Here is a 12,997-nt window from a genome sequence, read left to right as displayed (position 1 = left end):
CTGCTGTACACAGTTGCCGGACGGGTCCCACCCGTCCGGCAACTGTGTACAGCAGCTGTCGCAGAAGCGGCATGGCTCACGCATCGACGACGGCGATCAGGCGTGCCGTGTCGAGCGGCGCGCCATGGGCAGCGGCCTCGTAGGCGCGGGCGTCTGGCCGCCAACGATCAGCCATCGGTCGGCTCCTCGGTCATAACCCATTCCTCTCCGCTCTCCATCGTCACGCCACCTCTCGCATGCTTATCCGCGAACCGACGATCGCCGGGGTCGGAGGTCACGAGGCCCTTTCGGATCCGGGCGGGTCGGCACCCGTACCACGGCGGGCAGGACGGCGCTCACGCGAGATCGGGCTCCGATACGACCGGCTCATGTCGGGTCACGCCGGGACGGATCCTGGTCACGCGAGATCGGTCCCGGCGCGGGACACACCCCGGCCGGGCGTCGGCCGGCGCGAGAGTCGCGCCCGGGAGACCCGACGTCCGCTTCCGTCGCTCGTCGAGGATCAGCGCCGCGCCGAGTGCCACACTGCGCACTGCCGACGCGGCCGAATCCAGGCCCGCGACGCGCACGACGGTGGCGAGGAACTCGGCGCGCAGAGGATCACGATTCGGCAACGATTCGTAGCCACCCCGCGCGTGCACCCGCAGCGCGAGACGGACCGCCTTCCGGTAGGCGGGACTCGTGGGCAGCGGGGCCTCGAGGGTCACGGCGAGACCCCCGCCCGAGGGATCGGCACCAGGAGATCGTCCTCCACGAACGTCACGTAGGACCGATCGCCCCGTGGCCCCGAACCGAGATCCATCTCGACGTGCCAGCCCGTCCGAGTGCCAACGGTCTTGCGCTCCAGCAAGGTGCCGGTCCCGAACCGGACGTCGAGCGGGCCGGTCTGGGTGGTGCGCCGCACCCGGTCGCCCGGGGCCAGCTCGGCGGTCACAGCGCACCACCGGCGGTGAGGGCGTCCCGGCGAGCCAGCTCCTCGGCGACTTCGACCGCGGCCAGCTCGAAGCGCTCGACGTCGCGGGCGCTGCTGGCGTGCCCGCGACGACTCAGCGGCAGCCGGTCGAGCCCGGCCACCCGGGCTACCGCCAGGGCGAACCGGCGCCGTAGGGGGTCGCCAGCCGGTAGCTCCTCCATGCCCCCGCGGGCGCGCACCTCCAGCGCGACCTCGACGGCAGTGTCGAGCGGGTCCGGTGTCGGAGACGCGGCGGGGGCGCGGGGCGCCATCTAAGGCCTCCTGGGGGCTCGGGGCACGACTGGCGCGCCGGTATGGCTACGGATGGCGACAAGCATACAAGGGTGAGTGAACATGAGACGAGCCATGATCCGCCACGGCCAGCGCGGTGATGGGGTGCGGCGGCCGTGGCGGATCATGGCGAGAATAGCAGCCAGAAAGCCCGTTCCCACCCTTTGGCGTCCACGCTGCCAGCCTCACTCCCCTCCCCCGTAGGGGTTCCCTGCCCCATACAGGATACAGGAGCCTACAAGACTTCTTATCGCCTACAGCTCCCCTCCGAACCGGGGATCGCCCACGGCCTCCAGTTCGGCGTCCGCCCCGCACCCGCGGGCGGCCCCGTGAGGACCATGAACCGCGCCGGATCCGCCACCACCCCCGAGCAGACGCAGAGCTTGCCCGCCGCGGCGGCATGCTGGGCTGTGGCGATCAGCGGCACGACCGTGAAACCGGGCGTGGATCGCTGGGAGAGCTCCCAGAGCACGCGCAGCTCCGAACCGGAGAACCGCGGGTTCGTCGACACCGTGCCGTCCAGCGCCACGCCGGTGAGTCGGGCGGCGATAAGCAGCAGCAGGGGTGGCCGCCAGGCCGAGACGTCGTAGGGCCCCTGGGACAGCCGGGAGATCGAGGCCACGAATCCCACGGCCTCCAGCGGCGCCGCCACGCCGTACACCTCGAAGTCGCCGCCTTCCAGCGTGCGTTTGCGCCTCCACTGCACCAACGGGGTCCGCCGCGACTTGCGCTGCTTCGGCGTGGCTCCTACCCGGCCTCGCCCCCGTACGGGATTCCCGGCGGCCGCGCCCGTCTCGACTGCCTGGCTCGCGCTCACGCTCGCGCCGCCGTGGCGTCGTCGCGAGCGAAGAGCACGCCCAGGCCCACGAGGGCGGCCAGATCCGGTGGGACCTGGATGTCGCTCGCCGCCACGGTGGCGAGCAGGCCCAGCAGGGCATCCAGGGGAAGGGCGGGGAGCGCCGCGGCGGGATGGGACGGGTGCTGCCTCATGATCACTTCTCTCTCGTGGCGTCGGTTTCTTTTAGGATTTGTTTTTGATCTTGATCTGGGCGCCTAAGGCACTTAACCGACCCCAGCGACCCCATCGGTTGATCTTGAAATTTCTTAACTGCCTTTTTCACCCTTCCTTCGACAGGTCTCTATAGGTAATCCTTAAATGATCTTGATCTTGTGAAGAACCACGAACGAGGGCTCTCCCGTGTAGACCTCCGGATCAGGGGGTGAAAAAGTCAGATAAGAACAGCGAGCCGCCCGGACCGGTCAGCGCCGACCGCGCAGGGCGGCGGCCACGACGTGCGGATGTACCTGGTAGCGCGGGGACGGCGGCCGACCGCGCTTCGGTGGGGTCGGTGGGAGCCGGCGCACATAGCCAAGATCGGCAAGGTGGTCGACGACCTCCTCCATGTCGGCCACCCGCTTTACCCAGATTCGTCCGTCAAGCGCCCTATAGGCGTCTTGGATACTAAAAGTGAACCTGTGGGAGTCTTTGTCCAGTTCTGGGCGACTTGCGGGGTGGTTATTTCCCTTAGCCGCCCAACCAAGATCAACTACTAGGGTTTTTATCCAGCCCAGGACCGCGTCCAGCCGCTCGGTGCGTTCTGCCTGGTCACGCAGCAGCACCTCCCGGGCGTGGGTGATCAGGTAGGGCGCCAGGTCCAGCGCCGCGCGCATCTCGTCCTCGGTGACGATCGGGTGGGCGTCCCCGGGCCGCTCGGCGAGCGCGAACAGTGCCGCGATGCGCACCAGCGCGCCGGGCAGCTTGCTCCCCCAGGACTGCATGTCCGCCAGATCCCCGAGATCCCGATGCAGGCGCCCCTCGTGTCCTTCGGGGCCTCGCCAGGCGTCGAAGGCGGCCCGCGCGCCGTGGTCCAGGCGGATCGCCCCGACCTCGCTGCGCTCGGCGAGCCCCCGCCCCGCCGAAATGATCTTCCCCACCACGGCTGCCCACTCGGCCTCGACCTCGGGGTCCATGGGCGGGGCCTCCAGGGGCCGGGTCCCGACCGTGGAGGCCGGCAGGGCGACCAGGAAACGCGCCAGCAGACCACGCTGCACGAACGCCCGGACCTTGAGGGCCTCGGTGATGACATCGGGCTGCACGATCATCCCGATGGACAGGATGGGCCGGCGAATCCGGACCGGCGCCTTACTGGCGCGGGTGATCTTCACGGACCTGCCGTCGTAGGCCCGCAGGACCAGGTCGATGTTGGCCTGGCCGCTGGCGGCGTAGCGGCCCGCCAGGGTCCCGAGGAAGCCCCCCTCGTCGACGATGATGGCCTGGGGCCCGCCCTGGTGCTCCATCAAGACCGCCAGGCCCTCCGCGGTGGTGTCGTCGGCGAGGATCTGGAACTGCGTCGGCGGGCCGGCCTCGGCGAGCCGGTCCGCGAGGTCGCGGGCCTCCTCCTCGGCGTCGCCGGCTGCGTCGCCCTCCATCCGGGCCGCCCGGTCGAGCGCGGCGGCGTACCGCTTGGTCAGCAGTTCGTGGTCCGCCTTGGCGCGGGCGAACCTGGCCGCGTCTTCGCTCCCCCACTCCAGATCCTGTAGGGGCGCCACGGCGAGTTTGACCACGGCGCTCTTGCGAGTGCCGGAGTCCGACAGTGCCGCGAGATACAGGCAGGTTTGCTCTGTCCAGCTCCCCTTGACCTCGACCTCCCAGGAGCCGCGGGTGGCTCCTGACAGGGTCGCGAGCGCCGCGAACGCGGCGAGGTCGGGCGGTGTCTGGGTCGTGGCGGCGACGGCCTCGACGAACCGCCTCACCACCCCCGGCAGGGACCGTACGGGCAGCGCCGGCATCGGGCGCGACAGGGGGCGGGGCTCGGTCCAGCGCCCCCCGCTGGTCTGCTCGGCGCACTCCAGGGCCGCGAGCAGCTCGCGCCGTAGGTCGTAGAGGTCCGCCCCCGGGTTGCGGGCAAGCCGGCCCAGGGCCTCGGCCCGAGCCGCGATGTCGCGACGGCGGGCCGCGGTCTCGACGAACGCGGCGTGGTAGGCCACGGTGCCGGCACCGGTGTTCCAGATCAGGTCGTGGACGTAGATCGGCCCCCCGACGACGTCGAGCAGGGTCATCCGGCCGTGCGAGCCCGCCATGGCGGGCCGTGAGCCGAGGTGAGCCACCACGGATGCCTCGTCGCACGCCTCGCCGGCCAGCGTCCGCTCCATCAGGACCTCGTGGATCACCTGGTGTGCCGGCCGGGCGTAGTCGGTGGCCTCCAGGGTCCCGAGCACGATCTCGGCGTCACCGGGATCCCGCATCGCGCGACCGAGGCACTCCTGCTCGGCCCGCAGTACCGCCGGATCGATCGCCGGCCCGTCCTGCTCGTCGGCCCCCGCGGCAGGCTCGTCATCGCTCATGCAGCACCCCTTCCGGCGAAGAACCGGTCGATCCGCCTGGTCGCGACCCGGATCGAGATCAGGTCGCTGACCTGCCCTGCTGTGGCCCCCGGCGGGACGGTGATGCCGAGACGGGCGGCGGCCTCGACCTGCTTGGGGCTCGGCTCGCCGCGCCCGCGCCAGGCCGCGGTCTTGGTCGAGACCGAGAACCGCTGCTTGCCCGCGCGTTCGGCCCGTGCGGCGTGCTCCTCGCCGAGCGCCATCGCGAGCGTGAGGTCCGGGGCCTTCCCGAGTGGGGTCGGGTCGCCCTCGCGGGGCATCAGTCCGATCGACCAGCCCTGGCGGTTGGGCCACTCGCGCAGGAACACCTGGCCGAGTCCGGCGGGGACGAACCAGTGCCCGCCGTCGGTCTGGAGCCACACGGATTTGCTGGACTGGAACAGGTTGACCTCGCTGGCGGCGCCGAGCTTCACCCCCTTGATGCGCTCGACGGCCTCGGTGAGGGACTCGCCGTCCTCCAGCTCGGGCTTTTCCTTGGTCTTCGCCTTAAGCTCGCCCTCGGCGAGGTCCAGGAGCGTGCAGAGCCGATGGTCCGCGGTGATCCCGACTAGGTCCAGAATGAGGGCCTCAGTCTTGCCGGGGTAGGGGCGTAGCACCCTTCCGGCCATCTGGGTATAGAGAACCGGAGACTTTGTCGGCCGCGCCATGATGGCGACAGTGGCACGCGGGATATCTGTTCCCTCGGTAAGAACATTGCAATTACTGAGGATGTCCAGCTCGCCGTTTCGCAGGCCGTTCACGGCTGCCACGCGGGAATCCCGGTCCATGTCTCCCCACACCGCCTCAGCCTTGAAGCCGGCGTCGCGCAGGGCCGCCGCGGCGGACTGCGCGGTGGCGACGGTGGGGGTGAAGACCATTCCGGGCTTGCCCTCGCCGTGGGTGGTGTACGCCTCGGCGACGGCCTTCTCGAAGCCCGCACTCGCGAGCGCGTCGCCGAGATCGCTAGCGGCGTAGTCCCCGTGAGAGCTTCTGACCTCGGAGAAGTCCACGTCGATCGGGACGCGGCGACCGCGCGGCACGACCAGGTACGGCCCCTCCGGATCGGTGATCATCTCCAGCACCGAGCGCTCGTAGGCCACGGTCTGCCAGACCGACCCCAGGCCCGCGCCGTCCCCGCGGGCGAGTGTGGCCGTCACTCCAAGAGTGCGCGTTCCGTTCTGCGCGTAGCACCGAAAATGATCCATGACCTTGACATATGTCTCGGCCAGGCTGTGATGGCATTCATCGATGATCACCATGCTGAATGTGTCACGCGGCCACTTGCGCATCCTCCGGGCCGACGCCATCGTCTGCACGGAGGCCACCACGACGCCACACCGTAGGTCGGCTTCGCGGTCGGCCATCTCCACGCCGACCCGCGCTCCCGGCGCTATTGACGCGATTTTTTCCGCAGCCTGGTCAACTAGTTCCTGCCGGTGCGCGATAACAAGGACGCGGCCATTTCGCGCGCATTCTTCACTAGCTAGATGGGCAAAGCAAATAGTCTTCCCGCTACCCGTTGGCAAGATAATCGCGACACGGTTTGTTCCGCTCCCCCATGCCTTTCTAATGGCATTCAGGGCCTCCTGCTGGTAAGGCCGCAACGGGAGCCGCGCGGTGGCGCTCACGCGGCACCCCGCTCTCGCGTGCGGGCGTGGGCGCGGTGCCGCGTGACGGAGCGGGGGTCGCAGTGGATCCGCTGCCCGATCTGGCGTGCGCTCAGGCCCCGGCTCGTGAGGATCTCGACGGCGGCGCAGATCTCGCCCGAGGTCATCTCGTCGGGCGGGTCCCCGGCAACGGCACGGTCGACGGCAACCTGGTCGATGTCGCCATCGACCGGCCCCGGGCACGGGGCGTTCACGCGGCCTCATCCCAGGAGGCCTCGCGGGGGGCGCTCTCGCCTCGCGAGGCCTGGACATGGGCGAGGCGATCCCAGTACAGCGGGTTGCCGCCCAGGGCGCACTCGTGCCGCCCAGGATCTATGAGCCTGACCGGCTGTAGTATGTGTGTCACGAGACCTCCTCTCGTGGCGCAGCGGTTGTGCGACAGAGCCCCCGGATCCCCCCGGGGGCTTTCGTCTTCCGGTGCTCCACCATCTGTCGATACATAGCGCCGAGAGGCGCATCACCTGGACTGCGGCGAGTCTTAGCGTCACGTCATAGGGCATGTTTCGGGACGAGTCGGGACGCATCACCTCAGCCCCGACCCGTCCCGGTGATCACGATCGCAGGTCCCTCACGGGGACCGCCCACGGTGGACCCGGCTCGATCCAGACCCGGTCGTCGGTCCCGTCCTGCGGGCCGTAGGCCGAGATCCCGACGTCCCCCAGGCCATCCAGCCCGCCCGGGTCGTCGAGGTCTTCCGGGCCCAGTGGCAGGTCCACGACCTCGCCCTGCCACCTCACCCCGTTCCGCGTGAGCGTCACATGCGTCCCGACCTGCGGCGACGCGGCGGCGAGTCTCGTGAGTTCGGTGGCCGTACTCATCGGTCCCCCACCGGGGCGTCCGAGCTGGCCAGCAGCATCTGGAACAGGCGGAGGACGCACGCCTGCCCGAAGGCGACCTGGCGGGCGCCGTACCGCTGGTCGGCGTCCAGGTCGAGGTCGGCCGCGTCGGCGCGGTTGGCCTCGATCATCCCCATGGCCTCCCGGACCGCGTCCTCGACGGCCCTGGCCGGGATGGTGGTGCCCTCGGGGAGCTGCGCGGCATCGACCGCGGCCAGCAGGACATCCTGCTCGGGGTCGCTGAAGCCGGTCGTGATGACGGTCATCGGGTACCTCCGGAGGTGTCGCGCTGTGCCGTGCCGCACACCGCGCAGGAGCAGATGAGGCTGTTGTCGATGCGCCCGCAGACGTGCTCGTGGCGGCCCGCGAGCGAGTCCTGGACGACGCGGGCCCAGGTGTTGTCGCCGGCCTCCCGGTCGGCGGTATGGGCGCGGCGGATCATCGGGTACCCCCCCCCCCCACGAGCTCGTCGTCGGCGTCCATGTCCGCGTACAGGTCCGCCATGTCGTCGTAGACCTTCAGACCACCGGCAGCGATCTCGGCGCTGGCCTCACGCTCGCCGGCCTGCCACTCTTCGGTCCAGAACCAGTGCTGGTCGGGGTCCGGTATCTCGATAAGGATCATGAGGCACCTCCCGCGACGCGCACGACGGTCAGGCGCGGCTTCGCCGGCCCAGTCAGGACCTCAAACCGCGGGGACGGTGGGCGGCCCCGCTTCGGCGGTGCCGGCGGGACCCGCCGCAGGTGGCCGGTGGTGACGAGCCGGGCCACGACGTCCTCGACGTCCGCGGTGCGCCGCACCCACGCCCGTCCGTCCAGGCCGCGGTACATCTCACTGAGCGAGGCGTCCTCGCCGACGCGGTACCGCTGGTGGATCCAGCGCATCACTTCGGCCTCGCGCTCCTCGTCGACGGTCAGGGGTGGCTCAGCCATCCCGATGTCGGCGAGGAGTGCCTGCGCTTGGCGGCGGACCTCGTCCATCGGCAACGCGGTCACGGACCACGCGAGGCCAAGGATCTCCAGCCGGGTCTTGACCTCCGCGAGGTCGGGCTGCGCGTGGGCCGGTTCCTCGTAGCGGTCGAGTAGCACGCGCCGGATGTCCCGGGCGATGTCGCTCTCGGTTAGGAGCATTGCGACGTTCAGAACGGTGCGTCGGATGTAGAGGGTGAGCGACGAGACTCGATTCCAGTGATCTTCAGGATGAAGATCACTGGACCGCTTGAACTCACGCAGATCATCACCGCGCAGGACCCGCAGCCCGTTCTCGGAGAGCTCCTCGCGAAAGCGGGTGGCCAGGGTGGTGACCGTTCCGACCGAGACCTCGAAGTACGTCGCGACCATCTCGGTGGTGACGTGCAGATCGTCGGGCATCAGGTCGAGCGCCTTGACCTTGCCAAGGGCGTCGGTGCGGCCGGCGTGCTCGTCGCGGGCGGACCGGGACTCAGTGAGGATGATCTCGTTCACAGCTCACCGGTCCGCGAGCAAAGTTGGTCGTGGCCTACGCCGTCGAAGAGGACGCTGCCGCATTCGGCGCAGACGGTGATCTTCGTGGTGGGCGCCTGGGGCGGCGCTGGCGGACGGACTGGGGTGGTCGCGACTCTCATGCCGCACCGTCCAGATCGGTGAGCAAGCTGCGAATCTCGGCCTCGACGTACCGGCGGTGGCCTCCAGTGGTGCGCTGGACGGTCAGCCGGCGGTCGTCCGCCATCCGAGCAAGCGTCTTCGCGTCGACGCCAACGAGCCTCGATGCCGCACCGGGCGGCAACCAGATGACGGTAGAGGCGGCTCCGGGTCGCGGCATCTTTGGCGATCCGGGTGCCGTGACGGCAGGATGTACCACGGGAACGTGCCTTCTTCCTGGCGGGTTGGGGTTCGGTCTCACGGCCCGGCGGTGCTGGAACACTGCCGGGCCACTCAGTTACCTCGTGCTGCCGATCGGCCGTTGCGGCTACCGGATCCAGGTGTGGAAAAGTCGCTCCAGCTCCTGCGCACGGCGGCAGGGGTCCTCGATGTCGCGTGCCGCGGCCGCCGCTTCGTCCAGCAGGGCGTCCCGCTCGAGGGCACCGTACGGGGCGAGGTTCATTAGCCGGAGCGCTCTGGCGGCGGGGTCGGTGATCTGGCGGGCGGCCCTGACCGCGTCCGCGTGGATGGCCTGGATCTTGTTGTAGTCCACGTGGGTTCCTCTCGATCGGAGAGTCCGGGAAGTCGGACTCTGCAACCTTACGCTGATCTAGCAAGTGCGCGCAAGTGCTTGTGGATGGTAGTCTCTCCTCGCCAGGTTCCACGCAACCGCCAATCGCCCCCGGCCCCCGCGCAAGGACCGGGGGCGATTGCATGCTCGTGCTTGATCCTGAGAGGATGCGGGTGCGGTACAACCTGGGATTGGAGATCACATGCGAGAGCTGAAGTTCCTCTGGAAGGACGGCGGGTCCATCGGTGGGAGCTGCCCGGCCCTGTACGAGACGGCGGGTGGCTACGTTGTCCAGGGCGTCAAGCTCACCGATGACGAGCGGGCGCAACTCCGGAACCTCGCGGACGACGAGGACGGCGTGTTCGTCCCGGCCAATGTCCTCGACCGCCTGCGGGGCATGGCCTGACGATGCGAGAGCTCCTCACTGGTGACGAGTTCACGGCGGCACTCTGGGACTTCCAGCACGCCGCGTTCCGGCTTGAGGCCCAGCCGGCGTACTACGTCCCGGCGGAGCAAGGACTACTCGCGCAACTCCGGGCGGGCCAGCCTATGGCGGCGGACGAGGTCCCGGAGTTGCGCGAGTGGTTCGACCGAGTGGCCGAGAGGACCCGGCAGGGCGCACGTATCGGGCGAGTTCGGATCCACGACGAACCCCTGACCGACTACCAGCGGTGGGAGCAGTGGTGCGACCCATGGAACATTCGGGCTGGCGAGGTGATTCGTTACCTGCCTCGCCGACGGGCGCGTGAGGTCGGCCTACTGCCGGCCGCTGGCCCTGACGATTGGTGGCTGTTCGATGATCGGCTCTTGATCGTGATGTCGTTCGATGCCGAGGGGCATATGGCTCGGGTTGAACGTACGGGCGATGAGGTGGCTGTCGCCGAGGCGATTGCGTGGCGGGACCTGGCAATCCTGCACAGCACTCCCGCTGAGATGCGGAGCGCTCCGACCACGCACGAGTGAGGGCACGATGGACCCGATCAAGAACGCGCTGACGCGCCCGGGCGGCATTGCCGCCCGGCTGCTCGACATGCGCGAACAGGCCGGAATGGCCGCAAAGGACGTCGCCGAGGCAAACGGTTGGGCGGCATCGAAGGTGTCGCGCTTGGAGCGCGGACGGCAGGCGCCGTCGACGGAGGACGTCCGCGCCTGGGGTCGCGTGACCGGCGCGCCCGACGAGGCAGTCGAGGCTGTCCTTCGGGCCCTGGAGGAAGCCAGAGTCGAGCACCGCAGTTGGCGCCTCAGCATGAGCCGCGGTCAGGCCGAGGTCCAGGCCGACTACAACGAACTGGCGCAGAACTCCCGCATCATTCGCCACTTTGAGATGGCCGCCATCCCCGGCCTCCTCCAGACGCCGGGCTACGCGCGGGCGATGTTCGTCGAGATGGTCCGCTTGCACGGCCTTGAGGTACAGGACGTTGACGCAGCAGTAGCGACACGCTTGCAGCGGCAGCAGCTCCTCTACGATCCGTCCAGGAACTTCGAGTTCCTGCTCGCCGAGCCCGTCTTGCGCTGGCTGCTCGTCCCAGCTGACGTCATGCGCGGTCAGCTCGACCGTCTTCAGACGGTTATCGGCGTCCTGAACATCCGCTTCGGCATCGTGCCTATGGGTGTGGAGCTGACTGCTATCCCGCAGAACTCGGTGACGCTCTACGAGGGTAAGGAGACGGTTGGCGCGATGGAGACCTTCGGCGGCGAGATCTTTTTCAGTGGCGACGAAACCGTTACGTACAGTCGAGCCATGGACAGGCTGTGGGAGAACGCCGTTATGGGCGATCGTGCACGGGAGCTCATCGTCGATGCCAGCCGAGCGCTTCCAGCCTAGGCTGGCGCCAAGCCAAGATCGGACAGTCCGGGACGTCCAATACCGTAGGTCGTCCGGCCACACCGCTGGCCGGACGATCTCGCCAGGGCGGCAGATCGTATCCCCATGGCCTACGAGAACGAATACAGCAAGTCCCGTCCTCCGAGCGCTTTGGACTACGCCAACGCGGCCCGTGACGTGCTCAAGGACGTCAACCCTGACGCCTTGAGCGATACGGACCGGCTGCTCTACGCCATCGCGGCCGGCATCTTGTCTCTGGCCTCCAGCGCCTACGGCGTCGACGGCAGCGTGAAGGCCGTGGGGGCCACACTCGACACGAAGCTGTAGGCGCCCGGTCTCAGGCCGGAGAAGGGGGTGCCGATGGCTTCGCGACACGCCGCCCTCCTCTCCGGCCGTTCGATCGGTTCAGGCGTTCTGTCCTATCCAGCAAACCGTCCAGGCCCCGCGATGTGACCCGTCGATGCCGGTGCGGGTTGGTGCCGATAGTGCGCACTGCACCACGGCGGGCACTTCGCGCCCTATCGTCAAGGGGATGCCTGACGAAGGGTGATGACCCGTGGCCAACACGCACCTCGACGCCGCGCTCCAGCGCGCCGGCTGGACGCCCGAGCAGCTTGCGGCGGCGATCAACACTCGGCTGACGGCCGAGGGCCACGGCGAGCACGCGGTCCACCCCAAGACGCCCTGGAAATGGCTGAAGGGGGTCACCCCGCACCCGCCACTGCCGGCCTACGTCGCTGACGTCCTCTCGGAACGGGTCGGGACCACGCTGACCCCGGTTGACCTCGGGCTTACGAGCGCGGCACGCACCGCCGCCGCGGTTGCGGCCGATGACGGGCTCGACGTCGACTACACCGAGACCGGCGCCGCCCGGGTGCTGGCCGAGATGGCGCGCCGCGGCGCCTCCGATCCCCGCCGCCTCGCGCCGCTACGAGGCACGGCGCTTACGCATCACGCGCACCTGTGGCTCGTGGCCCCCGACCTGGACGGTCGGCCCCTCGCGGAAGTGGTCGAGGGTGCACCATCTCGTCTTGGTGCGCTGCGGGCCGTCCTGGAGCTGCTGCGCCGGGTCGACGACGCCGAGGGCGGCCCGGCGGTCGCACCCTGGTCGGCGCAGGAGGCCACAATGGCCATGACGATGCTGCGCGACATCCCGGAGCGATCCCGCGGGCCGATGCTGCGCCTGGTCGCCGAACTCGCGGAGCTCACGGGCTGGGCCGCGGTGGACTCCGGCCGGTTCGCGATGGCGCAGCGGTACCTCATCACCGCGCTGCATGCCGCGCAGGCCATCGGGGACCGCGAGCACGGCGCCTACATCCTGGCTCTGCTTGGCCTGGCCGCGAGCCTCGACGGCCGCCACCGCGAGGCGGTCACGATCCTGGAGTCCGCGCAGGTCGGCATTCGCAATGCCGCGTCGCTCACGGTCCGGGCGATCGTGAGCGGCTTCGAGGCCCGGGTACGGTCCGCGGCCGGCGACCGTCCGGGTTTCGAGGCGACCCTCGCCCGGGGAACGGCCGTCTACGAGCGGGCCCGCGTCGAGGACGCCCCGCCGTGGGCGTACTGGGCGATGGAGGCCGCCGAGCACCCGATGCCGCTGGAGAACGGCAGGGCCTGGACGATGTCCGGCGAGCCCCGGCGGGCGATCGAGATCCTCACCCCGAAGCTGGCCGAGTTGGCCGACTACCCCCGCGACGTCGCCCTCGTGCAGGCGTACCTCGCCGAGGCGCACGCCGCTGCGGGTGACCGGGAGCAGGCCGGGCTCTACGCCGACCAGGCGCGGGCTGGACTTGCCGTCGGCGTGCAGTCGCCACGGACAGAGGCCGTGCTGGCAGGGATCGCGGGTTAGCCCTCGTCGTTGAGATCCTGACGTCGC

Annotated in this window: 20 protein-coding genes; 5 read left to right on the top strand and 15 right to left on the bottom strand. The window is 69.5% G+C overall.

The window, feature by feature from the left end:
* Positions 1 to 335: 335 nt before the first annotated feature.
* From AC08OV_RS19875 to AC08OV_RS19805, 15 genes are all read right to left on the bottom strand, one after another.
* Positions 336 to 707, bottom strand: coding sequence for a hypothetical protein (locus AC08OV_RS19875; RefSeq protein WP_476616053.1), 372 nt, complete (start codon positions 705 to 707; stop codon positions 336 to 338).
* Positions 704 to 934 (bottom strand): hypothetical protein, encoded by a 231-nt coding sequence (locus AC08OV_RS19870; RefSeq protein WP_476616052.1) that lies wholly within the window; start codon positions 932 to 934, stop codon positions 704 to 706. The genes AC08OV_RS19875 and AC08OV_RS19870 overlap by 4 nt, the downstream gene beginning before the upstream one ends.
* The gene (locus AC08OV_RS19865; RefSeq protein WP_476616051.1) at positions 931 to 1,224 is read right to left on the bottom strand and encodes a hypothetical protein; all 294 of its coding nucleotides are present in this window, start codon (positions 1,222 to 1,224) and stop codon (positions 931 to 933) included. The genes AC08OV_RS19870 and AC08OV_RS19865 overlap by 4 nt, the downstream gene beginning before the upstream one ends.
* A 266-nt stretch (positions 1,225 to 1,490) precedes the next feature.
* Entirely contained in the window at positions 1,491 to 2,060 is a 570-nt protein-coding gene (locus AC08OV_RS19860; RefSeq protein ID WP_476620093.1) for a hypothetical protein, read from the bottom strand.
* Positions 2,057 to 2,233, bottom strand: a complete 177-nt coding sequence (locus tag AC08OV_RS19855) for a hypothetical protein (RefSeq protein WP_476620092.1) — start codon at positions 2,231 to 2,233, stop codon at positions 2,057 to 2,059. The genes AC08OV_RS19860 and AC08OV_RS19855 overlap by 4 nt, the downstream gene beginning before the upstream one ends.
* A 270-nt stretch (positions 2,234 to 2,503) precedes the next feature.
* Entirely contained in the window at positions 2,504 to 4,588 is a 2,085-nt protein-coding gene (locus tag AC08OV_RS19850; protein ID WP_476620091.1) for a DUF3987 domain-containing protein, read from the bottom strand.
* Entirely contained in the window at positions 4,585 to 6,234 is a 1,650-nt protein-coding gene (locus AC08OV_RS19845; protein ID WP_476614150.1) for a DEAD/DEAH box helicase, read from the bottom strand. Before AC08OV_RS19845 ends, AC08OV_RS19850 begins: the two co-directional genes overlap by 4 nt.
* The gene (locus tag AC08OV_RS19840; RefSeq protein ID WP_476614151.1) at positions 6,231 to 6,467 is read right to left on the bottom strand and encodes a hypothetical protein; all 237 of its coding nucleotides are present in this window, start codon (positions 6,465 to 6,467) and stop codon (positions 6,231 to 6,233) included. The genes AC08OV_RS19845 and AC08OV_RS19840 overlap by 4 nt, the downstream gene beginning before the upstream one ends.
* A complete protein-coding gene (locus AC08OV_RS19835) occupies positions 6,464 to 6,619 on the bottom strand; it encodes a hypothetical protein (RefSeq protein WP_476614152.1) in 156 nt (51 codons plus the stop codon). The genes AC08OV_RS19840 and AC08OV_RS19835 overlap by 4 nt, the downstream gene beginning before the upstream one ends.
* Positions 6,620 to 6,824: 205 nt before the next feature.
* Complete coding sequence (locus AC08OV_RS19830; protein WP_476614153.1) at positions 6,825 to 7,091, bottom strand: hypothetical protein; 267 nt, start codon at positions 7,089 to 7,091, stop codon at positions 6,825 to 6,827.
* Positions 7,088 to 7,375: a hypothetical protein gene (locus AC08OV_RS19825; RefSeq protein WP_476614154.1), complete on the bottom strand. Its 288-nt coding sequence runs from the start codon at positions 7,373 to 7,375 to the stop codon at positions 7,088 to 7,090. Before AC08OV_RS19825 ends, AC08OV_RS19830 begins: the two co-directional genes overlap by 4 nt.
* The gene (locus tag AC08OV_RS19820; RefSeq protein WP_476614155.1) at positions 7,372 to 7,551 is read right to left on the bottom strand and encodes a hypothetical protein; all 180 of its coding nucleotides are present in this window, start codon (positions 7,549 to 7,551) and stop codon (positions 7,372 to 7,374) included. Before AC08OV_RS19820 ends, AC08OV_RS19825 begins: the two co-directional genes overlap by 4 nt.
* Positions 7,548 to 7,733: a hypothetical protein gene (locus AC08OV_RS19815; protein ID WP_476620090.1), complete on the bottom strand. Its 186-nt coding sequence runs from the start codon at positions 7,731 to 7,733 to the stop codon at positions 7,548 to 7,550. Before AC08OV_RS19815 ends, AC08OV_RS19820 begins: the two co-directional genes overlap by 4 nt.
* Complete coding sequence (locus AC08OV_RS19810; protein ID WP_476614156.1) at positions 7,730 to 8,572, bottom strand: hypothetical protein; 843 nt, start codon at positions 8,570 to 8,572, stop codon at positions 7,730 to 7,732. Before AC08OV_RS19810 ends, AC08OV_RS19815 begins: the two co-directional genes overlap by 4 nt.
* Positions 8,573 to 9,056: 484 nt before the next feature.
* A complete protein-coding gene (locus tag AC08OV_RS19805) occupies positions 9,057 to 9,281 on the bottom strand; it encodes a hypothetical protein (protein ID WP_476614158.1) in 225 nt (74 codons plus the stop codon).
* A gap of 220 nt (positions 9,282 to 9,501) precedes the next feature.
* Between AC08OV_RS19805 and AC08OV_RS19800 the strand changes: the two genes are divergently transcribed.
* From AC08OV_RS19800 to AC08OV_RS19780, 5 genes are all read left to right on the top strand, one after another.
* On the top strand, positions 9,502 to 9,705 hold the full coding sequence (locus AC08OV_RS19800) for a hypothetical protein (RefSeq protein ID WP_476614159.1): 204 nt from the start codon (positions 9,502 to 9,504) through the stop codon (positions 9,703 to 9,705).
* A gap of 2 nt (positions 9,706 to 9,707) precedes the next feature.
* Entirely contained in the window at positions 9,708 to 10,262 is a 555-nt protein-coding gene (locus AC08OV_RS19795; RefSeq protein ID WP_476614160.1) for a DUF6879 family protein, read from the top strand.
* A 7-nt stretch (positions 10,263 to 10,269) separates the two neighbouring features.
* Positions 10,270 to 11,124, top strand: coding sequence for a helix-turn-helix domain-containing protein (locus tag AC08OV_RS19790; RefSeq protein ID WP_476614161.1), 855 nt, complete (start codon positions 10,270 to 10,272; stop codon positions 11,122 to 11,124).
* 105 nt (positions 11,125 to 11,229) lie between these two features.
* Positions 11,230 to 11,451 carry a hypothetical protein gene (locus AC08OV_RS19785; protein WP_476614162.1) on the top strand — a complete coding sequence of 74 codons (222 nt, stop codon included), beginning with the start codon at positions 11,230 to 11,232 and terminating at the stop codon, positions 11,449 to 11,451.
* A 229-nt stretch (positions 11,452 to 11,680) separates the two neighbouring features.
* Positions 11,681 to 12,970, top strand: coding sequence for a hypothetical protein (locus tag AC08OV_RS19780; protein WP_476614163.1), 1,290 nt, complete (start codon positions 11,681 to 11,683; stop codon positions 12,968 to 12,970).
* The last annotated feature ends 27 nt before the right edge of the window (positions 12,971 to 12,997 follow it).

This window comes from Frankia sp. CeTa3Moorea (assembly GCF_978021225.1).
The sequence above is the reverse complement of the archived record's forward strand: the minus strand, read 5'-3'. Positions and strand labels throughout refer to the sequence as shown.

Bases quoted from the DNA above. Each gene is read 5' to 3' on its own strand.
- AC08OV_RS19825 (WP_476614154.1), bottom strand. From the start codon at position 7,375: ATGACCGTCATCACGACCGGCTTCAGCGACCCCGAGCAGGATGTCCTG.
- AC08OV_RS19820 (WP_476614155.1), bottom strand. From the start codon at position 7,551: ATGATCCGCCGCGCCCATACCGCCGACCGGGAGGCCGGCGACAACACC.
- AC08OV_RS19865 (WP_476616051.1), bottom strand. From the start codon at position 1,224: ATGGCGCCCCGCGCCCCCGCCGCGTCTCCGACACCGGACCCGCTCGAC.
- AC08OV_RS19855 (WP_476620092.1), bottom strand. From the start codon at position 2,233: ATGAGGCAGCACCCGTCCCATCCCGCCGCGGCGCTCCCCGCCCTTCCC.
- AC08OV_RS19815 (WP_476620090.1), bottom strand. From the start codon at position 7,733: ATGATCCTTATCGAGATACCGGACCCCGACCAGCACTGGTTCTGGACC.
- AC08OV_RS19800 (WP_476614159.1), top strand. From the start codon at position 9,502: ATGCGAGAGCTGAAGTTCCTCTGGAAGGACGGCGGGTCCATCGGTGGG.
- AC08OV_RS19830 (WP_476614153.1), bottom strand. From the start codon at position 7,091: ATGAGTACGGCCACCGAACTCACGAGACTCGCCGCCGCGTCGCCGCAG.
- AC08OV_RS19790 (WP_476614161.1), top strand. From the start codon at position 10,270: ATGGACCCGATCAAGAACGCGCTGACGCGCCCGGGCGGCATTGCCGCC.
- AC08OV_RS19785 (WP_476614162.1), top strand. From the start codon at position 11,230: ATGGCCTACGAGAACGAATACAGCAAGTCCCGTCCTCCGAGCGCTTTG.
- AC08OV_RS19850 (WP_476620091.1), bottom strand. From the start codon at position 4,588: ATGAGCGATGACGAGCCTGCCGCGGGGGCCGACGAGCAGGACGGGCCG.
- AC08OV_RS19795 (WP_476614160.1), top strand. From the start codon at position 9,708: ATGCGAGAGCTCCTCACTGGTGACGAGTTCACGGCGGCACTCTGGGAC.